At 59.5% G+C, this 22,190-nt stretch carries 22 protein-coding genes and 1 pseudogene; 7 read left to right on the forward strand and 16 right to left on the reverse strand.

Going from position 1 to position 22,190, the window contains the following annotated elements; translation table 11 throughout:
* The first annotated feature begins 220 nt into the window (after nt 1-220).
* The 4 genes from traA to ISN39_RS35875 are packed head-to-tail and all read left to right on the forward strand — an operon-like array spanning nt 221 to nt 5,880.
* Nucleotides 221-3,547 (forward strand): Ti-type conjugative transfer relaxase TraA, encoded by a 3,327-nt coding sequence (gene traA, locus ISN39_RS35860; protein ID WP_194732594.1) that lies wholly within the window; start codon nt 221-223, stop codon nt 3,545-3,547.
* Nucleotides 3,544-4,110, forward strand: coding sequence for a conjugative transfer signal peptidase TraF (gene traF / locus ISN39_RS35865; RefSeq protein WP_194732595.1), 567 nt, complete (start codon nt 3,544-3,546; stop codon nt 4,108-4,110). Before traA ends, traF begins: the two co-directional genes overlap by 4 nt.
* Nucleotides 4,100-5,254 (forward strand): conjugal transfer protein TraB, encoded by a 1,155-nt coding sequence (locus ISN39_RS35870; RefSeq protein WP_194732596.1) that lies wholly within the window; start codon nt 4,100-4,102, stop codon nt 5,252-5,254. The genes traF and ISN39_RS35870 overlap by 11 nt, the downstream gene beginning before the upstream one ends.
* Nucleotides 5,255-5,268: 14 nt before the next feature.
* The gene (locus ISN39_RS35875; RefSeq protein ID WP_194732597.1) at nt 5,269-5,880 is read left to right on the forward strand and encodes a TraH family protein; all 612 of its coding nucleotides are present in this window, start codon (nt 5,269-5,271) and stop codon (nt 5,878-5,880) included.
* Nucleotides 5,881-5,895: 15 nt separating this feature from the next.
* Here the strand turns inward: ISN39_RS35875 and ISN39_RS35880 are convergent, their stop codons facing one another.
* From ISN39_RS35880 to ISN39_RS35890, 3 genes are all read right to left on the reverse strand, one after another.
* A complete protein-coding gene (locus ISN39_RS35880) occupies nt 5,896-6,273 on the reverse strand; it encodes a DUF5615 family PIN-like protein (RefSeq protein ID WP_194732598.1) in 378 nt (125 codons plus the stop codon).
* A complete protein-coding gene (locus ISN39_RS35885; RefSeq protein ID WP_194732651.1) occupies nt 6,270-6,902 on the reverse strand; it encodes a DUF433 domain-containing protein in 633 nt (210 codons plus the stop codon). The genes ISN39_RS35880 and ISN39_RS35885 overlap by 4 nt, the downstream gene beginning before the upstream one ends.
* A 99-nt stretch (nt 6,903-7,001) precedes the next feature.
* Complete coding sequence (locus tag ISN39_RS35890) at nt 7,002-7,214, reverse strand: helix-turn-helix transcriptional regulator (protein WP_194732599.1); 213 nt, start codon at nt 7,212-7,214, stop codon at nt 7,002-7,004.
* A gap of 214 nt (nt 7,215-7,428) precedes the next feature.
* Between ISN39_RS35890 and ISN39_RS35895 the strand changes: the two genes are divergently transcribed.
* Complete coding sequence (locus ISN39_RS35895) at nt 7,429-7,752, forward strand: transcriptional repressor TraM (RefSeq protein WP_194732600.1); 324 nt, start codon at nt 7,429-7,431, stop codon at nt 7,750-7,752.
* A 3-nt stretch (nt 7,753-7,755) separates the two neighbouring features.
* Here ISN39_RS35895 and ISN39_RS35900 read toward each other — a convergent pair whose 3' ends face one another.
* The 13 genes and pseudogenes from ISN39_RS35900 to ISN39_RS35960 all read right to left on the reverse strand — a co-directional run.
* Nucleotides 7,756-8,460 (reverse strand): autoinducer binding domain-containing protein, encoded by a 705-nt coding sequence (locus tag ISN39_RS35900; RefSeq protein WP_194732601.1) that lies wholly within the window; start codon nt 8,458-8,460, stop codon nt 7,756-7,758.
* A 342-nt stretch (nt 8,461-8,802) separates the two neighbouring features.
* Nucleotides 8,803-10,098, reverse strand: a complete 1,296-nt coding sequence (gene trbI / locus ISN39_RS35905; protein ID WP_194732602.1) for an IncP-type conjugal transfer protein TrbI — start codon at nt 10,096-10,098, stop codon at nt 8,803-8,805.
* 11 nt (nt 10,099-10,109) lie between these two features.
* Complete coding sequence (trbH, locus tag ISN39_RS35910; protein ID WP_194732603.1) at nt 10,110-10,550, reverse strand: conjugal transfer protein TrbH; 441 nt, start codon at nt 10,548-10,550, stop codon at nt 10,110-10,112.
* 3 nt (nt 10,551-10,553) lie between these two features.
* Nucleotides 10,554-11,366, reverse strand: a complete 813-nt coding sequence (gene trbG, locus ISN39_RS35915) for a P-type conjugative transfer protein TrbG (RefSeq protein ID WP_194732604.1) — start codon at nt 11,364-11,366, stop codon at nt 10,554-10,556.
* A gap of 16 nt (nt 11,367-11,382) precedes the next feature.
* The gene (locus ISN39_RS35920) at nt 11,383-12,045 is read right to left on the reverse strand and encodes a conjugal transfer protein TrbF (protein ID WP_194732605.1); all 663 of its coding nucleotides are present in this window, start codon (nt 12,043-12,045) and stop codon (nt 11,383-11,385) included.
* Nucleotides 12,046-12,065: 20 nt separating this feature from the next.
* Nucleotides 12,066-13,256 (reverse strand): P-type conjugative transfer protein TrbL, encoded by a 1,191-nt coding sequence (gene trbL / locus ISN39_RS35925; protein ID WP_246763636.1) that lies wholly within the window; start codon nt 13,254-13,256, stop codon nt 12,066-12,068.
* Nucleotides 13,257-13,420: 164 nt separating this feature from the next.
* Entirely contained in the window at nt 13,421-14,224 is an 804-nt protein-coding gene (gene trbJ / locus ISN39_RS35930) for a P-type conjugative transfer protein TrbJ (protein ID WP_194732653.1), read from the reverse strand.
* Nucleotides 14,196-16,652: a conjugal transfer protein TrbE gene (locus ISN39_RS35935; RefSeq protein WP_194732606.1), complete on the reverse strand. Its 2,457-nt coding sequence runs from the start codon at nt 16,650-16,652 to the stop codon at nt 14,196-14,198. Before ISN39_RS35935 ends, trbJ begins: the two co-directional genes overlap by 29 nt.
* 10 nt (nt 16,653-16,662) lie before the next feature.
* Complete coding sequence (locus tag ISN39_RS35940) at nt 16,663-16,962, reverse strand: conjugal transfer protein TrbD (protein ID WP_194732607.1); 300 nt, start codon at nt 16,960-16,962, stop codon at nt 16,663-16,665.
* Complete coding sequence (locus ISN39_RS35945; RefSeq protein ID WP_194732608.1) at nt 16,955-17,338, reverse strand: TrbC/VirB2 family protein; 384 nt, start codon at nt 17,336-17,338, stop codon at nt 16,955-16,957. Before ISN39_RS35945 ends, ISN39_RS35940 begins: the two co-directional genes overlap by 8 nt.
* A complete protein-coding gene (trbB, locus tag ISN39_RS35950; RefSeq protein WP_194732609.1) occupies nt 17,328-18,305 on the reverse strand; it encodes a P-type conjugative transfer ATPase TrbB in 978 nt (325 codons plus the stop codon). Before trbB ends, ISN39_RS35945 begins: the two co-directional genes overlap by 11 nt.
* A gap of 12 nt (nt 18,306-18,317) precedes the next feature.
* The gene (gene traI / locus ISN39_RS35955; RefSeq protein ID WP_194732654.1) at nt 18,318-18,941 is read right to left on the reverse strand and encodes an acyl-homoserine-lactone synthase TraI; all 624 of its coding nucleotides are present in this window, start codon (nt 18,939-18,941) and stop codon (nt 18,318-18,320) included.
* A 138-nt stretch (nt 18,942-19,079) separates the two neighbouring features.
* Nucleotides 19,080-19,522, reverse strand: a pseudogene (locus ISN39_RS35960) (transposase); the annotation flags it as partial.
* A 315-nt stretch (nt 19,523-19,837) separates the two neighbouring features.
* Here ISN39_RS35960 and repA point away from each other — a divergent pair.
* Nucleotides 19,838-21,061, forward strand: a complete 1,224-nt coding sequence (repA, locus tag ISN39_RS35965; RefSeq protein ID WP_194732655.1) for a plasmid partitioning protein RepA — start codon at nt 19,838-19,840, stop codon at nt 21,059-21,061.
* Nucleotides 21,058-22,095, forward strand: coding sequence for a plasmid partitioning protein RepB (gene repB / locus ISN39_RS35970; RefSeq protein ID WP_194732610.1), 1,038 nt, complete (start codon nt 21,058-21,060; stop codon nt 22,093-22,095). Before repA ends, repB begins: the two co-directional genes overlap by 4 nt.
* Nucleotides 22,096-22,190 lie beyond the last annotated feature (95 nt).

Genomic DNA, 22,190 nt, shown 5'->3' on the forward strand with positions numbered 1-22,190 from the left:
TCGAAGCCAGTTTTTCGGGCCGGAGCGCGGAACGCATTACTGTGAATCCTACAATCGCCAAACGGCGATGCTTTGGTGAATGATCCCGGCCGTTCCGAAGGAGCGGCTTCCAAGGGCGCAATTATACGTCGCTGACGCGACGCCCTTGCTGAGGCCCGGTCCGGTCTCCCGTTTCCGACGAACATATTGATTACGTTCGCAACCGGGAAAGAACTCCGCCGTGGCCGTCCCTCACTTCTCCGTCAGCGTCGTCGCCCGCGGTTCCGGCCGCAGCGCAGTGCTGTCTGCGGCCTATCGCCATTGCGCGAAAATGGACTACGAGCGTGAAGCCCGGACGATCGACTACACTCGCAAGCAGGGGCTGCTGCACGAAGAGTTCGTTATCCCGGCAGATGCTCCGCAATGGCTGCGCGCCATGATCTCGGACCGGTCGGTGTCCGGAGCCTCTGAAGGGTTCTGGAACAAAGTCGAGGCGTTCGAGAAGCGATCGGACGCGCAGCTCGCCAAGGATGTGACGATCGCCCTTCCTATCGAGCTTTCTGCCGAGCAGAACATCGCTCTTGTCCGGGACTTCGTGGAACGGCACATCACCGCAAAGGGCATGGTCGCGGATTGGGTCTATCACGATGCCCCCGGCAATCCGCATGTGCATCTGATGACCACGCTGAGACCGCTGACCGAGGAAGGGTTCGGCACAAAGAAGGTCGCGGTGCTCGGCCCGGACGGCAATCCGATGCGAAACGATTCCGGTAAGATCGTCTACGAACTCTGGGCCGGAAGCGCCCACGACTTCAACGCGTTTCGCGACGGCTGGTTCGCCTACCAGAACAGGCACCTAGCCCTTGCCGGTCTCGACATCCGCGTCGACGGGCGGTCATTCGAAAAGCAGGACATAGAACTAACCCCGACCATCCATCTTGGTGTCGGCGCCAAAGCGATCGACCGAAAGGCGGAGCAAACCAAGTCAAAGGCATCGGCATGGTCGCCAAAGCTCGAACGGCTCGAACTTCAGGAGGATCGCCGCGCTGAAAATGCCCGCCGCCTCCAGCGCCGCCCGGAAATCGTCCTCGATCTCATCACGCGGGAAAAGAGCGTCTTCGATGAACGCGGCGTCGCGAAGATCCTGTACCGCTATATCGATGATGCAGGACTGTTCCAAAGCCTGATGGTCCGGATCCTGCAGAGCCCGGAAACGCTCCGCCTCGATCGGGAGAGGATAGAGTTCGGGACAGGTATCCGGGCTCCGGCCAAATACACAACGCGGGCGCTGATCCGGCTCGAAGCCCAGATGTCCAACCGGGCAATATGGCTCGCGGCCCCGACTTCGCACGGCGTCAAGGAGAGCGTGCTCGAGGCCACCTTCGCGCACCATTCCCGCCTGTCGGAAGAGCAGCGATCGGCGATCGCGCATGTCGCCGCAGGCGAGCGGATCGCTGCCGTCATCGGTCGCGCCGGAGCCGGTAAGACAACGATGATGAAGGCCGCGCGCGAAGCGTGGGAAGCAGCCGGTTATCGTGTGGTGGGTGGCGCTCTGGCGGGAAAGGCGGCCGAGGGCCTGGAGAAGGAGGCGGGCATCCAATCCCGCACGTTGTCGTCCTGGGAGCTGCGATGGAACGAGGGCCGTAACCAGCTCGACGATAAGACTGTCTTCGTTCTTGACGAGGCCGGCATGGTATCGTCACGGCAGATGGCGCTGTTCGTCGAAGCGGTGACCAAGGCCGGCGCCAAGCTCGTTCTCGTCGGCGATCCGGAACAATTGCAGCCGATCGAAGCGGGTGCGGCCTTCCGCGCCATCGCCAATCGGATTGGCTATGCCGAACTCGAAACCATCTACCGCCAGCGCGAACAATGGATGCGTGACGCATCGCTCGATCTTGCCCGCGGCAATGTCGCTAAAGCGGTCGATGCCTATCGCGCTAATGGTGGACTGCTCGGGTCTGAGCTCAAGGCGCAGGCCGTCGACAATCTGATCGCCGACTGGAACCGCGACTACGATCCGGCGAAGACGACGTTGATCCTTGCGCATCTGCGCCGCGATGTCCGGATGCTCAACGAGTTGGCTCGAGTCAAACTCGTCGAACGCGGGATCGTCGCTGAGGGATTTGTATTCAGGACCGACGATGGTAACCGCAGGTTCGCCGCCGGCGACCAGATCGTCTTCCTGAAGAATGAGGGCTCGCTCGGCGTCAAGAACGGCATGATCGGCAAGGTGGTCGAAGCAGCACCGAACCGCATTGTTGCCGAGGTCGGTGAGGGCGAACATCGTCGCCAGGTCACCGTCGAACAGCGTTTCTACAACAATGTCGATCACGGCTACGCCACCACGATCCATAAAAGCCAGGGCGCAACGGTCGACCGTGTCAAAGTGCTGGCCTCGCTGTCGCTCGACCGCCATCTCACCTATGTCGCCATGACTCGCCATCGTGAGGACCTCGCGGTCTATTACGGCCGTCGATCCATCGCCAAAGCCGGCGGGTTGATCCCGATCCTGTCGCGCACAAACGCCAAGGAAACGACACTCGATTACGGGAAGGGTTCGCTCTACCGCCAGGCGCTGCAATTCGCCGAAGCGCGCGGTATGCATCTGATGAATGTCGCCCGTACGATCGCCCGCGATCGTCTCGACTGGACCGTTCGGCAGAAACAGAAGCTTGCCGATCTTGGCGCCCGCCTCGTGGCGATCGGCACAATGTTCGGCCTCGTTGATCGTATCACGAAATCGCCCCTCCCGAACGCCATTAAGGAGTCGAAGCCCATGGTATCAGGCATTTCCACCTTCCCGAAATCCATCGAGCAGGGCGTCGAGGAAAAACTCGCGGCGGATCCTGGTCTCAAGAAGCAGTGGGAGGATGTTTCGACCCGCTTCCACCTGGTCTACGTCCAGCCGGAAGCAGCCTTCAAGACGGTCAATGTCGACGCGATGCTGAAGGACCAAAACATCGCCAAAGCCACGCTGGTGAAGATCGCGGGTGAACCGGATAGTTTCGGTGCGCTGAAGGGCAAGACGGGCGTGTTTGCAAGCCGGTCCGACAAGCAAGATCGCGAACGCGCAATTGTGAACGTGCCGGCCCTGGCCCGCAATCTCGAACGGTATCTTCGCCAGCGGGCGGAGGCCGAACGCAAGCACGAAGTGGAGGAGCGAGGGGTTCGCCTGAAGATCTGGGTCGACATCCCCGCCCTGTCTCCTGCCGCCAGGCAAACGCTCGAGCGGGTTCGTGACGCCATCGACCGGAACGACCTTCCCGCCGGTCTCGAATATGCCCTTGCCGACAAGATGGTGAAGGCGGAATTGGAGGGGTTCGCGAAGGCTGTCTCAAAGCGGTTCGGCGAACGCACCTTCCTCGGCATCGCGTCGAAGGATGCGAGCGGAGAGACCTTCAAGTCCGTTACGGCCGGGATGAATCCTATTCAGAAGGCGGAGGTGCAAACCGCCTGGAACTCGATGCGGACCATCCAGCAGCTCTCCGCTCACGAGAGAACGACCGAGGCGCTGAAACAGGCCGAGACCTTGCGGCAAACGAAGAGCCAGGGGCTCTCCCTGAAATGATCCCCACAACCATGAGCCCGCGCGAGACACAATCACGAATTCGGCCTGTCGTGACAATATTATTGGCCGGGGCACTGCTCGCGCTTGCCTTGTTCATCGGAGGCGCCGCCGGCGGGTTGCGCATCAATATGACGTCAAGCGAACCGCTCGGCCTCTGGCGCGTCTTGGCGGTCGATCGGCCCCCCGCCGTCGGCGATGTCGTCTTCATCTGCCCGCCGGAAAACGACGTGATACGCGAGGCCCGGAAGCGCGGCTACCTGCGCTCCGGTTTGTGCCCGGGTGGCGTTGCGCCGCTGATCAAGACGGTGATCGCCGCCGCGGGGCAGCATGTAGCAATCGGTGCCAGCGTAAGCGTGGACGGGCGGGTGGTTCCTTCTTCCGGTCTCGCCCAGCGAGATGAAAAGGGTCGTTCGCTGTCACCGTTTCAGAGCGGCGTCGTACCGCAGGGACAGGTCGTCCTGCATTCCTCGTTCGCCGGCTCCTATGACTCCCGATACTTTGGTCCACTGCCCGTGTCCGGCATGCTTGGTCTGGCGCAGGAGGTGCTGACCTATGCGCCGTGATCATGTTCGTACCGCAGCGCTGACCAGCGTCGCTGTCGCCGTAGGTTGGATCCCCTGGAGCGGCCAGGTCGTTCTTCTCCCAGTCGCTTTGGCCTTTCCCGTCATATGGGCTCTCGTGCCGAACAGGGCGGCGGCGGGGCTGGTCTCTGCAGGATATTTCCTGGCGGCCTCGCGCGGGCTGCCGCAGGGGGTCGCCACCTTTTATTCATCGGATCTCTGGCCGGGATTGCTGCTTTGGTTCGTGGCGTCGATCAGCTTCTTCGGCGTTCACGCGGTGCTCTGGACATCGACTAGCGCAAAGAGACCACATCGTTATCTGGCTTCTGCGATCCTGATGGCGCTGCCTCCCTTTGGCATCACCGGGTGGGCGCATCCGATCACGACCGCGGGCGTCCTTTTTCCCGGATGGGGATGGTGGGGGCTGGCCGCCACGACAGCCGGCCTGATCGGCCTCGTAACCCGAATCTGGCCAGCTGTCGCGATCGCCTTGGCAGGCGCTTGGGCTTGGTCCGCCGCAACCTGGACCGATCCAAAATTACCTGACTCATGGCGCGGCGTCGATTTGGAAATGGGTGCTTCGCTCGGACGTGAAGCCGATCTTCCACGACAGCGTGACCTAATCGCAACGGTGCACAGTGCGGCTAACGATGGCGCCGGCTTCGTCGTCCTCCCGGAAAGTGCGTTGGGCTTCTGGACGCCCACCGTCGAGCGGCTATGGACCAAGGCTCTGGACGGCCGCTCTCTGACGGTGATCGCCGGCGCTTCCGTTGTCGACGCCGATGGCTACGACAATGTTCTTGTTGGGATGTCCGCCGGCGGCGGCCGCGTCCTATATCGTGAGCGAATGCCTGTTCCCGGCTCTATGTGGCGGCCGTGGTGGGGCGATAGCGAAGGCGCCCGGGCGGACTTCTTTGCAAATCCGGTTGTCATCCTCGACGGTCGAAAGCTCGCTCCCCTGATCTGCTACGAACAGCTCATTGCTTGGCCCGTCCTGCAATCCATGTTGTACGATCCCGACGTCATCGTCGCTGTCGGTAATGGCTGGTGGACCGCAAATACTTCGATCGTCGCCATCCAGCGCGCCAGCGCCGAGGCCTGGGCGCGTCTCTTCGCGAAACCGCTCGTCATTTCATTCAACACCTGACTCTGGAGCCATCAATGCTCGACGCCGCGATGATTCAAAAATGCGCCGATCCCTCACTCACGCCTGCCATTGTCGAGCAATTCGTCCAGGCGGCCGGCTCATCTGATCCACTAGCTGTTACTGTCAAAACCGGCGAACGGCTGATCCTTGTGCCAAAGGCAAAAACGCCGGACGAGGCGATGGGCCTTATCCGCCAATATGTCGGCCGGGCCGTGGTTCGCGTCGGGATCACGCAGTTCCCGGCCGGCGTCGGCATCAAGGATGTTTCTGAGATCAAGCCTGATCTCGTTGATGCTTGTAAGAATCTGCGCCTGGGCACGAAGATGTTCGCTAAGGCTCTCCGCATCGTCACCAAATGGTACGGCAATCCCACCAGCAAAGATGTCTTTCCGCAGATATTCAAGGATGCCGTCTATGCATGGAAGACCGGCGAATTCGAGGGTGCCAGCGTGTTTCATGTGGAGGATCCTGGAGCATCTGTGAAAATGATTGTCCCACCAGTGGTCGAAGAAGATCCCGACACCGATAACGAGCCAGCCACTTCGAACCCTAAAGACGTAGAAGAGGGCAGCGACGTTGGAGCAGCCGAGATGCGAATCGATCTATCCCGGATTGGCACAAAATGAGGCTTTGCAAAGCGGCTAGGCTTCCGGAAGCGAATAGCGTGTTAGAACAGCGTTATCTTCTTCGATGGTCACTTCTATCACCTCGTTGAGGAGATCTTGCGCCCCTGCCAGCTCCTGCAGAATGAGATCAAACAGCTCCCGTTGCAGGGCAGGTAAGACCTGCGGCACGATAATCACGAGGCCCGCGTGCAGCTCTTCTTTGGCGTAAAGTTTCCGGAAGTCGCGAGCGTTGTTCGTCACGAAGGTGAAATCCTCCTCGACGATCCGAGGCATCAGGTCCCAATCGGTCTCGCCGCTTAACCCCAACCAGTTAACATGAAAACAATCGTGGCCGTGATCTTGAGCCACGGCCACGAGCGATGTGTGCAGGCATTCATCAATGAGGAATTTCAAGAGGGCGTATCTAATGACTTTGGAACGCGCTCATTCCCAAGCCGCAGACGCTTTTCGGACTTCACCTTCAAGCCTAGATCCGAAAGTTTGCGCGGCCGTCCCCGAGCGGGATGTGCCGCTGTCCAGATGTCAGCAAGCTCCACCATTCGTCCGGTCAGCGAAGGATAGCCTTCGACAATTTCCTCTGTGTTCCCGCCTTGGGCTTTCATCGCGGCAATCATCCGTACTGGAACACGCGTCCCTTTGAAGACCGGTTCGCCGCCAAGGACGCCTTTCACGCTTTGAATGATTTTCTCAGCTTCCCTAAGTGCTTCGGCGCGCGCGGCCAATTGCTCCCTTGCCCGCGCGACGTCGACAATTAGATAGTCGTCTGCCCTTACGGTGTTGGCATCGGGGTGCTGGTCGATGGTATCGAATAGACGTTTGCGGCGCTCGGCAGACAAGATCGATCCGACGCCATACCAGAGCTTCAAGCGAAGTAGATCCTCATCGGTAAGTGCTCGGCCCTCGCTGGTGGACGGGCGAGTGGCGATGATCCGCTTGTCGATCGCATTGTGCACCGATTTTACAGCGATCTCACTGACAGCTGCGGCCTCGGCAGGCGTGTAGGCGCGTGAGGTAGTGGCCATAATCATTCTCCTTGAGAAGAATATATAAGGCAACTGACGGTCACCGTAAAGCTTTGATGTTCACTAGACCTATTCGACTTCGCGCCAAGAGGGAGCCTATCAGCCTGATTTCGTCACAAGCTCGGCGGGGTCCACACCCAGCGCCGCGGCGATCTGGCCGAGCACGGTGACACTGGCCGAAACATCGGCGCGTTCGATCGCTCCGATATAGCGCGAGCTCAGGCCCGAGCGGTCGGCCAGTTCTTCCTGCGTCAGTTGCTTGCCATGACGTATCCGACGCAGATTGATCGCCATGACCTCCTTGAGATCCATGGCGTGAGCGGAACCTGAATGGGAATGATCGTTCTAGGAACGATAGTTCCGATTCCGCGCGCCATGTGATATTGCTCGTCGAGTCGATCATCCACTCCCTCCGGATATAGGGTGTATGATCTGCAAGACAGGCCGTGCACTTGTGGCCTAAACCACATTATGCGGACGAAGGCGTTGTTTCGGGCGGTGAGAAAATGAAGATGGGGAGAAGCGGATGAACGAGGTGAGCTCATTCGAAGCGAGCCACGAGAGAAACGAAAGCGAATCTCGCTACAGTTCAATGCAAAAGTCAGAATTAGAGGCCCTGGCAGTTTCTGCGATCCGGGAACATCGCCGCCTTCTCGCCGCCGACGAAGCTGTCTATGAGGAATGGAACCGCGGGACTGCCGACCCGTCGGTCTCCAGCGCCGTGCTCAAGAGCCTGCAAGACGAGCATCTCGCGCGTCAGAAGAAATCTGAAGCCCAGCAGGAAGAGCTTTCGGAAATCATCGACGCGCTTGGCTATGTCCCTGATGTTCCCTTGGATGGCGAAGAATGACGATCAGACCAGCCCGTGATCTTTTGCGATCGCTACGAGTTGCGGAACGGTCGCCGCTTCGAGCTTTCGACGCGCGCTGTCGAGATAGTGCTGCACTGTTCTCGGGTTGATTCCCGTTAGCATTGCAGTTTCCGGCCCATTCTTGCCCTTTGCAGCCCACATGAGGCACATCGCTTCTCTTGGCGAGAGGAGCCGTTTCGGGGCAACAATCGTCGCCGCCGCTATGATCTTCAGGCGGTAATGGATTGCCATGACCGCCTGAATCGCTTTTTGCCTGTCCTGCAACTTCGAAATGTCAGCATTCTTCTCAGAAGAGGCGAACGTCAGCATCATCGTCGAGCCGAAGCTTCCTTCGACAGGGATCGTCACCCCGCTGCGAATGCCGTATTCGATCGCCTGGTCTCGAAAGCGCTTGAGTTCGGAGTTTCCACGCGCTGGCCAATCATCGGCCGTCCAGGAAAACATCTGCATGCGACGCTTGGCTTCCGTCACCACTGGGTCGATGAGGGAATATTGGCTGACGAGATAGATGTCCTGCCATCCGACGGGATAGGAGTTGAATGTGCGGATTTCAGCGCCTGCGGTTTGCAGATACGCGAAACGCTCAAAGCCGGAAGAGATCGCGAAGCTTTTCAGGGCGCTTTTGATCATGCGTTCATCGTGCGCGGCTTCTGCCATGTCGATGAGAGAGCGAAGGTCTCCGTCCAATGACTTTTCTCCTATGTTCTTGCGCAGCTGCGAGCCGCCCCACCCGTCGCACCTTTCACGCCGTGCTGGGTGAACGGTGCCGACGTTTGGCCGGCCGGAGCCACTTGGGACATCGGACGACGGCCGGGAAAACTCCGCACCCATCCTTTCCGAATGAAAGCGCGGACAGCGTCTACGCAAAGCATCCACGGTCGTTGGACGATAGGTCTACTCGCGTTTTCCGAGTATTCAAGGCCTCTCGATCTAAAACATGCCGAATAATGAGAGATTTTACCGACGGGTGATTGTTGCGGAAGATTCAACCACCCGCAACGAAAGAGCGGCGGGCTCAGATTTCCGTGATTAGCGGCCGTCGTAGGTGGACGGAAAAATGATATCCTGATCGACCAGCACGTTGAACTTGTAGCCGGGGCGGATGCGGATCGTCGGCTGTACGTTCAGGTTCTTCGAGATCGTTCGTTCCGCGACGCGACCGAAGCTATCCGCAAAATTTCGTCGGGCAGCGTCCGACGCCGTATCCTGCGTCGCAAGCGTCGAACTCTCAGGCAACGACATATCAATCCCGGTTCCCATGATGGCCACCAGCGCTGCGGAACCGAAGGTCCTCCACAGGTGACGGTCGACCTTGTCCTTGAAGCCGCCATATCCTTCGGCGTCCGTGCCTGCCATTCCGCCGATCTGCAGCGTTGAGCCGTTCGGGAAATTCAGGTCTGTCCACACCACAAGAACACGTTCCTGGCCAAACGACACCTTTGAATCGTAACGGCCGAACAGCTTGGCGCCCTGCGGGATGAGAAGGCGATACCCGGTGGCGCTGTCGTAGACATTCTGGCTGACCTGAGCGGTAATGCGTCCGGGCAAATCGGAATTGAGGCTGGCGATCAACGTGGCGGGGATGACCGAGCCGCGCTTCAATTCGTAGGGTGACATCTGCGGCACGACCTGGTTCGGCAGGTAACCAAGATCCTTGATGTCCTGATTGAGAAAATCCACCTTCGTCGTCTGGCCGTTCGGATCGACGTTCTGGCCCATCAGGCCAGATTTCATCGCGGCAGCATAAAGATCTGATGCATTGTTCGTCGGCGCATTTGTCGTCTGACGGCCCGTGTTCGTGTCTGCGGCCTTTTCGACATCGGACACGTCTACCTTCAGCGGCGAATCGAGCGCCGTAGCGCGGGCCTGAAGGCGAGCCATCCGCTGGCGCTGGGCCTCACGGATATACTGTTCATCCTGTTCTCGCTTCAGGCGCGCCTTCCACTCCTCTTCGGATTCGAGCCTGGTCCGCCGTTCTTGCCGTTCTGTGGGCCGGCGTTCAACAACCGGTTCTTGCCTCTCGGCCGTCTGCTCAATGACAGGCGTCGGCTGGAAAGCCTCGCGCTCAACCGGATCGCCGATAATTCCATCCGATACGCCGCGTTTAAGCTGGTCGCCGAAACTTGTCGCGGGGGTGTTGGAGGCGCTTTCAACGTCGTTGCCGCGGTTGAAGGAGAGCCCGCGCCATGACAGGCCAATCACGACGACGCCGAAAAACAGCACGATAACGATGATGGCAGCGATGATCGGCAGGCGATTGAGGCGGCGCATGCCCTTCTGATGGTCGGCCTGGTTGGACGCGCCAAGCTGGAGCGACTGGACCATATTCTTCTCCGTCAGTTGCGCTGCATGATCGAAAGCGGACTAGCCGGCGAGGCGCCGGCTGCAGTCGGCGTATAAGCACGGCTAAGAGCGATGGAAGGTGTCGAAAGCCGCACTAGCACCTGTCCGTCCAAGCCATCGATAGCATAAGCAAGCTCGCCCGGTTTGACGTCCTTGGCGACTTTGCCGTCCGTGACCACCGTGTAGCCCCACCCTCTGAGGGCCGCCTCGAGGGCGGTCGCGAACTCGGATGTGTCCTTGCCCATCTTGATCGTCGTCGCAGCACCGGCCGGGCCGACCTGCTCGGCGAGCCGGCTTGCCATGTCGCCCGCGATTGCGCTTGCGGCCGGTCCAGTGACGGCTACCGGGGTTGAATTGGTGGTCAGCGTGTTGTCAGCTGTTTGGCAACCAGAAAGCAGCGCCGCGGCGACGATAAAGGTGGGAAGCTTCCACATCGTTCAGCCTCCCCGCCGGATGGTGATCTTCTGTTGCCGCCAACCGATCCCGGAAACGAGGATCGCCTTGTCGACCGCATAGTCGACGATCATTGTGTCGTTCTTCATTCGGTAGTTGACGATGCGGTTTTGGCCGCCGGAGACGACGAAGAGCACCGGCGCATCCTGACCGGAGATCGACTTCGAAAACTGAATGTAGGTCTTCATCCCGTCCGAATAGACTCGCTTCGGCTTCCAAGACGCGCCGCCGCTGATCGAATAGGAGAAGTTCAGCTTGTCCGGCGCTGTGCTGGGAATGCCGCCGGTTTCGAGACGGGCGTTAATGTCGGCGAGCTTGGTCGACACGTCCTCCGGATATTCGAAACCAACGCGCGCCATATACTGGCTGGGATGGGACTTGAGCTGGATGTGATAGGTCCGACGGGACGTCGTGACGACCATCGAGGTGAGAAGACCTGGCTCCGACGGCTTGACGATCAGATGGATCGCCTGTCCACCCGTCGCGCCCGAGGTCGCGGGCTCCACCTTCCAGCGCACGTTGTCACCGACAAGGACATCGCGAACGATCTCGCCGCCCTGCAACTCGATATCGCAGACCTGCAGTGGCGAGCAGACGACGGAGGCCTGCGTTTCGCCGAACAGGAAAATGACTTTCCCATCCGGCCCTTTCGTGACGAGACCCGGCGTGCCGCGCCATTTGCCCGAAAGGTTTGTGCCCTTCACCTCGTTCGTCGTCATGCTCTGCGCCTGCGCGCCGACCACAAAGACGAGTCCGGCCATGCAGCCCATCGCTGTGAATAATCCCGTTCTGTACATGTGAGTTTCCCTGCCCTTAAAGCTGCGCCGTCCAGTCGAAATCCTGGACATAGAGACCGATCGGGTTGACGCGGATTATCGCCTCGTCCTGCGGCGCGGTCAGCGTCACCGTCGCGATCGCGCGGAACCGGCGCGTGCCGATTTCCTTGCCCTTGCGGTCGCGCTCATATTCCGTCCAGTCGAGCTGGTAGGTTTGGTTCGAGAGCGCCACGATGTTGTTGACCTCGATGGCGACCGTCGAAGTCTTCGCCTTCTCGAAGGGCGAGTTGCCGCGGAACCAGGCGTTGATCTTCTGGGTCGACGGATCCGAGGTTCGCAGCAGCGCGTAGGTCCGGTCGATATATCGCTTCTGCACCACGGCGTCGGGCGTGATTGAACGGAAGCTGGTGATGAAATTGCCGAGGGTGGCGCGCACCACACGCGCATCGGCATACTCAATCTGCTCGGGGAAGCCGGCCGTCACCGACGTTCCGAGCTTGTCGACCTCGACAATGTAGGGCACCAGCTTGACCTGGGTGCTGAGATACATAGCGTAGCTGAACCCGATGACGGCCATCGTGAGCCCAAGAATGCCGACGATGCGCCAAGTGGCGGCAGCCTGCACATGGGAGCCATAGCGTTCGGACCATTCCTGGCGGGCGGCAAGATACGGGTTTTCTGGGGCGCGGTTTGCGGCCATCTATACTGCCCTTGTCTCGATTACGGTTTGTCATTGTGTTCGGGAGGAGGCTTTGGTCCGCTGTGACCACTGCGCTGTTCGTCGAGCTTGGCGTTCGCCAGTCCGAGGATCGAACCGGCATAAGCGCCGGGAGAGCCGATCGCCTTTTCCTTCGCGGCCGACCCCGCCGCTTGCGCGCCGGAACTGAAGCCCGCACCTATGCCGCGAAGAGCGGCACCAGCGACCGAGGAACCTCCGGCGCGAGCAGCTTGAGCCGCTGCAAAACCCGCGCCGGCCGCGCCGGCGGCGAGGAAGCCCGCCCCTGCCGCGAAAGATGCAGCCTGCCCGCCGTGGCGGATCGCTTCCATTCCTCCGGAGACGGATGCCCCTTGAACGACACCCTGCATTATGTTGGGAACGTACATGGCGATGATGAAGACGACGACGGCGATGCCCGCGATTGCCAGTGCGGTTTGAAACTGGTCGCCGATATCGGGCTGATTGGCGAGGCCTATTAGAACTTCGGAGCCGATGCGCGAGATCATGACGAGTGCCATGAGCTTCATCCCGACCGAGAAAGCGTACATCAGATACCGGACAGCGAAATCCTTGGTATAGGACGAACCGCCGAGGCCGAGCATGATCATGCCGGCGAGGAGCCCGACATACATTTCGACCATCACGGAGACAAAGATCGCGGCAACCAGCGAAAAGGCGATCACGGTGACGACCATCGCAAACGCGGCCGAGATTGCGAGCGCGTTATCCTCGAAAAGGCCAAACTGAACCTTTTCCGACATCTTGGTTGCTACAGCCAATCCGGCATTGAAGACATCAGCCGGTGAGGCTGTGCCGCCATCTGCGCCGAGCTGGAAGAGGCTGTCGACGACCGCCTTGGCGAAGATCGGACCCTGCGCCAGAACGAAGGCGAAGAAGCCAACGAACATGATCCGCCGCACAAGTTCGGCGAACCAACTGTCAAGAGAAGCAGCCTGGAGTGCCAACCAGACTGCCGCGATACCGATTTCGATCGTTGCCAGGATCCAGAAGAGAGACTTGGCGGCGTCCATGACGGTGGTTTCCCACCCTTTCGCGGCCGTAGTGACCTGGTTCTGAAGCGAGGTCAGGACAGAGCCTTCCTGTGCAAGGGCGGGCTGAGCCGCCACCGTGACGATGACGGCGAGCAGCATTGCCACGCGCAATTGCCGAAGCGACATTTTGTTCCTCGCCATTCTGGCTTCATCTTCTGGCCGTCGGAGGTCGGAAACTCCTTGGTCGCCCAAAGAACTCTTCGTGCCGTTCCTGGGTAGCTCGCTTTTTCGGAAATGAGGAACTATATGCCTGCGCCTACCGAGTGCAAATATTGCGGCGTTGGCAAGCAGAAGGGCTTTCGTTCTCACCACTCGATCCCCATCTTTTGACCACCTGATGTTGAGGGGGCGGTGGCGCTGAAGAATTTCTCCCGCCGCGCCTGCGCCAAGTCCTTGTCGGTCTGTTCGGTCTGGAGCCAGGTTCCCGTCATGGTCATCTGCTGGGAGACGAGACCCCGCAGCTTCTGCATCTGCGCGACCTGCTGGGCGGCAATCTCATGCCCGACCTGCAAGGCTTTCATCTGGCCGTCGGCGGATTCCGACATTCCGCGCAGCGAGTCCATGGTTCCTTCTTCGCTGTCGAATTGATCGGCCGTGAGGCTCGCCGCCTTCAGAGTGCTGGCGATCGTGTCGCGGTTCGTGTCCGACCAGGCTTGGTACGTCGTCGAAAAAGTCTCGTTGCCAGGCAGGTTGGTCTTGAGATCGGCATAGCTTTGGAAACGTTGGTGCAGCACATCGTCCGCATTGCCCATCGAAAACGAAACGCTCTGCCCCTGATCTACAATGTTTCGGAGTTGATTAAGGTCGCTTTCTACCTGTCCCCAGACGTGGTTCGGTAGCTGCGCAGTGTTCTGCAGCATGTTCTCGTAGATCCTCAGCTGGTTCTGGATCTGCTCGGCGAGCTGGCTGATCTGCGTGATCTGGTTCTGGATCTGCTCGCCGGACTTCCCGACCAAGGAGATGAGTTCACCGTTGTTGAGAACTTGCGTCCATTCGGTCGCAGCACCCGTGGCGGTGCCGGCATGCGCCGGCGTGACGGCGCCGATCGTCAGAGCGACGGCCACCAAGCCGGCGAGCCATTTATTCGAAGTTGAGCAGTGATGCGACATCATGAACTCCTCTAGTCTGTAGCCAATGGATCGGCCAGTCGTCGCCATGTTCGGATTTGAGCGCGCGGATCCTCTTGAGATCATCCTTGCCGGAGGCCCCGACGAAGCTGAGCGCAACGGGGCCGAGAGACATGTCGAAGAGCCGCCGGCCTTCTGGCGTGGCGACGTAGTATTCGCGCTTGGGGATGGAGCCCGAGACGATCTCGATCTGGCGTTCGTTGAAGCCGATCCGCTCGTAGAATTCCCGCGTTCCTGGCTCCCGGGCAGCACCATTTGGAAGGCAAATCTTCGTTGGGCAGGATTCCTTCAGCACGTCGATGATCCCGGACCGTTCGGCATCCGAGATCGACTGTGTGGCGAGAACGACAGCGCAATTCGCCTTGCGAAGCACCTTCAGCCATTCTCGAATTTTGCTTCGAAATACCGGATGACCAAGCATCAGCCAGGCCTCGTCGAGCACGATCAGGCTCGGCGACCCATCCAGGCGCTTCTCGATCCGGCGGAACAGGTACGTCAGGACTGGGACGAGGTTGCGCTCGCCCATGTTCATGAGCTGCTCGATCTCGAAAGTCTGGATGGCCCCAAGCGACAGGCCATCCTCTTCGGCATCGAGAAGCTGACCCATCGGCCCATCGACGGTATAGTGATGAAGCGCATCCTTGAGCTCGCGGATCTGCACGCCGCTGACGAAATCCGAGAGCGAGCGACCGGCCGCGCTGGCCATCAGGCCGACCTGGCGGGAGATGGCGTTGCGGTGATCGGGCGTGATGGTGACGCCCTGCAGGCCGACCAGCATCTCGATCCATTCCGTCGCCCACGCCCGATCAGCGGCACTTTTGAGTTCGGACAAGGGGCAGAAGGCCAACGCCGTCCCCTCTTCCACGTTGTCGCCGCCGATCTCGTAGTGATCGCCACCCGCGGCGAGCGTCAGCGGCAGAAGCGAACTTCCCTTGTCAAAGGCAAAGATCTGGGCACTTCCGTACCGGCGAAACTGCGCAACGATCAGTGCCAGGAGTGTCGACTTACCGGAACCGGTCGGACCGAAGATCAGCGTGTGGCCGACATCGTCAACATGCAGGTTGAGCCGGAATGGTGTCGAGCCGCTCGTAACCTGCATCAGCGGCGGCGAGTCCGGCGGGTAGAAGGGGCATGGCGCGATCGTGTTTCCCGGCCAGACGGAGTTGAGGGGGATCAGGTCAGCGAGATTGCCGGTGTGGATCAGTGGCTCGCGGATGTTGCAATACCAATTGCCCGGCAGGCTGCCGAGAAAGGCGTCGGTGGCATTGAGCGTTTCGATCCGCGCCCCGAAACCTTCCGCTTGTATCAGGCGGCGGATTGCTTCCGCCTTCTCCTGGAGTGCCTCGCGATCGCTATCGAACAGCACGACGACCGGCGTGTAGTAGCCATAGGCAACCAACTGCGACGAGGCCTGCGCGATCGCGTCCTCGGTCTCGGCCACCATCGTCATGGCGTCCTGATCGACCGAGCGGCTTTGCGTCTGAAACAGCTGATCGAAGAACGGCCGGACCTTCTGCTGCCATTTCTTGCGCGTGCGTTCGAGCTTCTGTCGGGCTTCCTCGGCATCGAGAAAGATGAAGCGCGATGACCACCGATAGGTGAGTGCCATCAGGTCAAGGCTGTTCAGAATGCCCGGCCAGCTTTCGGCCGGCAGACCGTCGATGGCGACAACGCCGAGGAAACGATTCTCGACTTTCGGCGTCAGTCCGTGCTCAAGCTCGGCCGTGGCGATCCAGTCGAGATACATGGGGACGTCCGGGAGCCGGATCGGATGGCTTTCCCCGGTGATGCAGAAGCGGACGAACTGAAGCAACTCGTCATACCGAGCAATCCGGTCCCCTCCCCTCTCGACCATTTCGCGGGTTTCCATTCGCCTGATCGAAAGCGTGTTTGCGAAATACTGCTCGAGCTCGCGGATCGCGTTCTTGAAGATGAACAGCACAGTGTCCGCATAGGACTTCTTGCGACTCTTCTCGTCGGAATAGATGTATTTGCTGATAGCAGTTTTTTTGGACTCGAGCGGCCGGTAGGTCAGGATCAGTGCGTGTTTGCTCTCGAAATGCCCCTGCTCGCGTGCGAAATGCGCCCGGCGCTCGGCATCTATCGCGCGCGTGACCGGGTCTGGGAAATGGCAACGGTCTTCCGACGGATAGTCGGCCGTCGGGATGCGAATGGCCTCCACCTGGATCATCCAGCCGCTTCCAAGCCGCGACAGGACCGCATTGATCTGCCTCGACAGCTCGTTGCGTTCGAGGTCGGTCGCACTTTCGGAATCCAGGCCGGCAAAGTACCAGCCGGCCATCAGGCTTCCGTCCTTCAGCAGGAGGACGCCATTGTCGACGAGGCCGGCGTACGGAACGAGATCGGCGAAGGATGGGCCCGTGGCCCGGAAGCATTTGAGAGCTACCACGGCCGTCTCCTCAGTACCGCCGCCATGGCGAGGTGGTCGCCTTATAGGTGGGCTTGTAGGAAATGTACCGCACGTAGATCTGCCGCATGTAGGGATCGGACTTCGCCATCATCCTGAGCAGGCCGACGATCACGATCCAGAAGACGACACCGAAAAGCGCCGAATAAACCGTAAGGACGACGAAGATCAGGATCACGGCCGCAAGACCGATGATCAACACCAGCTCCCGGTCCGCGCCCATCAGTAGGTTCGGGCGGGAAAGAGCGCGGTGAATGCGGTTGCGCCGCAGGCCGGACGAGGACTCAGCCATGAGCCCCCTCCCCTTCTCCGTTCGAACCAATCGACGTGATCTGCTTGTCTGTCAACCCGATCGAAGCGCCGGTCGCCCCGAACAGTCCGACGATGGTGGTGGCGCCGAGCAGGATGCCGGCGACCAGAACGACGTACACAAGTCGCCGCGCGAAATCGTTCAGTTCCCCGCCAAAGATCAGCATGCCGCCGGCGATTGCGACTGCAGCCAGTGCGATGTAGCCGGCGACCGGGCCAGTGATCGATTCCTGAATTTGCTCAAGTGGCCCCTCCCAAGGAAGGCTGCCGCCGGAACTGGCCAGCGCCGGCGCGACGGACGCGAAAAGGCTCGGCGCTGCAATGAGCGCGATCACGATGAGTGCGTATTTACGCGACATGGCGCGCCTCCTGTTCTTCCGTGAGCTGATCGGTTTCGATCTCGTACCGACCGCCCGCGAACCGCTCGACGTGGATGACGTCTCGAATACGCCGCCCGCGCGGTGTCCGCTCGATCGAAACGACCAGATCGACGGCCTCTCCGATCACTTCGTGCATCGGCTGTTGGCTTGCCTCGGCGGTGAGCTGTTCAAGGCGACGCAGCGCCGACATGGTGGTGTTCGAGTGGATGGTTGCAACACCTCCTGGATGGCCGGTATTCCAGGCCTTAAGCAAAGTGAGGGCTGCGCCGTCGCGGACCTCGCCCACAACGATCCTGTCGGGACGTAAGCGCATGGTGCTCTTCAAGAGCCGCGCCATGTCGATTGTATCGCTGGTGTGCAGGAGAACTGCGTTCTCGGCCGCGCATTGGATTTCTGCGGTGTCCTCGAGAATGACGAGGCGATCCTCCGGCGCGGATTTGACGATTTCGTCGATGACTGCATTCGCAAGCGTCGTCTTGCCCGAACCGGTCCCTCCGGAGATGATGATGTTGAGCTTCGAGGAAATCGCGCTGCGGATCGTGGAGGCCTGATATTCAGTCATCACGCCCGCACGGACATAGTCATCGAGCGGAATGAGGCGTGAGGCGCGGCGCCGAATGGTGAAGGCGGGCCTGGCGACTACGGGCGGCAAAAGACCCTCGAAGCGGTGGCCGCCGATCGGCAGCTCGCCGGAAATGATCGGCTTTTCCGTGTCGACCTCGGACTGGAGTGCATGCGCAACCGTTCCGATTACCATTTCCGCGGCAGCGGAGGACATTTCGCCGGCGGGAACCACACCGTGACCGAGCCGTTCGATGAATAGCTTTCCGTCCGGATTGAGCATGATCTCAACGACATTTGTGTCGTCCAGGGCAACTCTGAGCTGACCGCCGAGCGCCTCCTGCAGTTTCCGGACAAGTCGGGGGTGAGAGCGAAGCTGGTTCACGAATTTCTCCTTTCACGCTGCTTGGCTGAGAGGGCTGAGTTCAGAGCGATAATTGGAGGGGCGAAGCCTAAGGAATGTGTCCGCGTTGGCGGGCAGCGTGCCCGCCACGGCCATCGTAACGCCGATTTTTTTGGGTTCCCCGAAACGCAGCAGTGGCCATCCGACGCGAGCTAGGATCCGCTCGAATCGAGTGTCGGTCACGGTGATAATCTCGGTGTAGCCATTCGCCATGCACCATTCGATGATGCCTGCGAACATGGTCAGGGTCGCCTCATGGACCGAGCCTGCTCCCCTTCTCTTTGCAAGCATCGTGTCAACGCAGAAGCGGGAGCTTTCGATCATCGCCGAATGGCCATGGAGCCGTCCTCCCGGAAGTAGCGACGAAAAGACGTTTTCTGCCATTGTTGGACCCAGGGCTGGGAGAAGCCTGGCGCAGCCGACGACGCGGTTGTCGGACGAGACCGCGAGGATGTAAGCGGGCCCGAGATTGTCGAACGAATCCGCCTCTCGGCCGTCGACAACGTCAACCTCCCAGCCGAGCCGATCGGAAAAGACATGTGCCCGCAAGGAATGCTGCGCCTCGAGGAGTTGGTGCTCGCGATGAGTCCCAGCGGCAGAGATAGCGACAATGTGCATGATTTTCTCCGTCAGTGAATGACGGCTCGGAAATGAGCACGTATGAAAGCTGTGCGGCAGTTGTAGAATTCTACAAGGTGGGTAGCTGAGTCGCGCCGACCGTTTGTCGTAACTGCGATAACATTTCATGGCGGAAGGCCACCTCTTCAGGCTCTCGTCCAGCCGCTTGTTGATCGCCGAGATCGATGATGCTGAGAAGCCATGGCCGCAAAGCTGCTCGGTAGTCGGCCTTGACCTTCCTGGTCGACACACCCCCTGCACATGCATCTCCGCCAAGGTCGCCACCAGCGCCCGCTCGGAGCGCTGATGGCGTTCAATTCGGTGGAGAAGTGCCCGAGGATCCTGCGACACCCGCAGTTCAAGCTTGCCCACCCGTGTGATCTGCGTGCGGCGATAGTGGCCTGAGCGGTAGCCGAGTCGTTCCGGCGTACGCTCGCCCTTCGCAGCCCCCAGCGCCTCGTCAATCTCCGCTTCCAATACCTCCTGCATCACCGTGCGAATCGCCTCGCGCAGCCCGTCGGGATTCGAAAGCAAAAATGTCTTTGACGGCGGCGCTGGCTCTTACCTTCACTCTTGGTCAAGGTGGCGTCCATGGAATCAGTTGACGTTCAACGTCGCCAGCCTGCGATGACCGCCTCCTTCAGAGAGTTTGCTGAACCTTCAGTACACTACCTACGTTTGTAGGATTCACAGGAGAACATTTCATGATCAAGAGCATAGGAGAGTTGGGCTAACCATCGGAACAGAAACATAGAAATTGGAAAAACCGCTTGCGGATCGTCCCCAGCCGTTAATGATTTCTTAACCCTAAACGTCTGGACGCGTTTAGGAGAATCGTGTTCTATCTTTGGCGGGCAATTGCCGGTAAACCGGTAGAATGCCGCCAAGAGGAACAGATGGCGATAGCAAACCGAGTAGAATCAGTTGTCGGCTCAAAGGAAGATGCTGGCAGCAAAATCATGCGCCATGCAGGGCTTCTGTCCGGACAACTGCAGCAGCTTAGAACCCGCATGTATCCGCCAAAGTCGGAAAAAACCCTGCGTCCGTTTCTGACTAACGAAGTGTCGAAGCTGACGTCTATACCCGATTCCACTCTGAAGCTCATGTCCATCGAAGGACGTGGACCGGTTCCCAGCAGGCTGGAGAACAACCATCGCGTCTACACGCTGGCCCAGATTAATGAGCTGCGTGAGTTGTTCGCAATGCAGAAACCAGCGGACGCGGTTCGATTCCTTCCGCGCCGTCGCGCCGGTGAGCATCTCCAGGTCGTTGCCGTAGCGAACTTCAAGGGCGGCAGCGCAAAGACCACGACCTGCGTCCATCTATCCCATTATCTCGCGCTTCACGGTTATCGCGTCCTTGCATTGGATTTGGATCCGCAAGCATCCCTGTCCGCTATGTTTGGTGCTCAACCAGAGATTGATGTTGGGTCAAATGAAACTATCTACGCCTCTCTGCGCTACGACGAGGCCGAACGTCGTCCGATCCGCGATATCATCCGCAAGACATACTTCGATGGCATTGACCTTATTCCGGGAAATCTCGAAGTCATGGAGTATGAACACGAAACGCCACGGGTTTTGGCGAACAAATCGACCTCGGGCGCAATCTTCTTCGAGCGATTGAAGTTAGCTCTTACGGAAGTCGAGGCGGACTACGATGTCGTGATTCTCGATACTCCGCCGTCGCTCGGGTTTCTGACCCTGAGCGCGATATACGCGGCAACGAGCATGATTATAACGGTCCACCCAGCCATGCTGGACGTTGCATCGATGAGCCAGTTTCTGCTCATGATGGGCGATTTGATTAGCGTCCTCAATGAGAGCGGTGCCCAGCTGGATCAGGATTTTATTCGGTACTTGGTAACGCGGCACAACCCCAATGACGCTCCGCAGTCACAGGTCGTTGCGATGCTTAGGCACTTGTTCGGCTCTGATGTCTTGTTGCCGACCGCCATAGAGAGCACTGCGGTCGAGGCCGCCGGCCTAGCAAAACGTTCGATATACGAGCTCGAGATGGGACAAATCGGTCGCGATACTCAAAAACGCGCCCGTGAAGCGGTAGACGCCGTAAACGAGGCGATCATTCGCCTCATCAACGATAGTTGGGGGCGGACATGAGCAAATCACCTCGCAAGTCCATTGTCGCCAGCTTCGGGCTGCTTTCCGCAGAGCTGGAGAATGATCAGGCTGCGGATCAACAGCAGCCGTCGCTGGCCGCTGCCCCCGTTGCCGGTAATCGTGTCGGAGCAGGTGTGATCGGTGCGGCCCATCGGGCCATCGATGACATCAGGACAGAGCGAGATCGTTTGAAGGCTATCGTTGAGTCGGGCGGTGGTGCGGTTCGCGAATTGGATCCTTCGCTCATCGACCCCTCCCCTTACCCGGACAGACTGCCGGATGATGACGGGACGAGCTTCGAGATGTTCAAGCGGTCGATCGAGACTGAGGGGCAAAAGGTTCCCGTCCAGGTCCGCCATCACCCCTCGTCTCCTGGTCGTTACCAGATCGTCTACGGTCACCGACGCTGGCTCGCTGCCATGCAGCTCGGCAGGCCCGTTCGCGCCCTCGAGATGGAAATTTCCGATCTTGATCTTGTTCTGGCGCAGGGCATCGAAAATGCTGGCCGCCAGGATCTGACCTGGATCGAGCGCGCATTGTTTGCATCGCGCATGGACGACGCGGGGATCAAGCCGCGCTACATCTACGCCGCGCTTTCAATTGAGGATGCCGAACTTGCCCGAATGCGCAACGTCTACCGGGTCGTTCCTGCGGACATTGTCGAGGCCATTGGGCGGGCGCCGAAGATCGGGCGTCCACGCTGGCTCGATCTCGCCAAGACAGTCGCTGGCAATCCAGGAATCCTCGATTCGATTCGGGCGGCACTAAGCATAAAAGCCGACGGTACCGAGACATCCGACCAGAGGTTTCAGCGCGTCCTTAATGCCATCAAACCAGCCGCCAAAAAGGGCGTTGAACCAATTCCGATTTCGGATGGCAGCGGAACGAAGTTTGGCGCCTTGGTGATGTCTCCGAAAGAGGTCCGGATTTCGGCTCAGGGATCACTCGGAATTGAGTTTCTGAAGTTTGTCGAAGCGGAGCTGCCAGAACTTGCTGAGCGCTTTGCCCGTCAGCGAAAATACGAAGAATCCTGACAGCTGTCAGGATTTGGAAATAAAGAAAGGAAGCGCTGCAAAAGAAAAAGGCCCCCAAACGTTGCCGTCGTGGAAGCCTCTCTCTCTGTGTGACA

Origin of the sequence: Rhizobium sp. 007, from assembly GCF_015353075.1 — a bacterium.
Classification (GTDB): Bacteria; Pseudomonadota; Alphaproteobacteria; order Rhizobiales; family Rhizobiaceae; genus Rhizobium.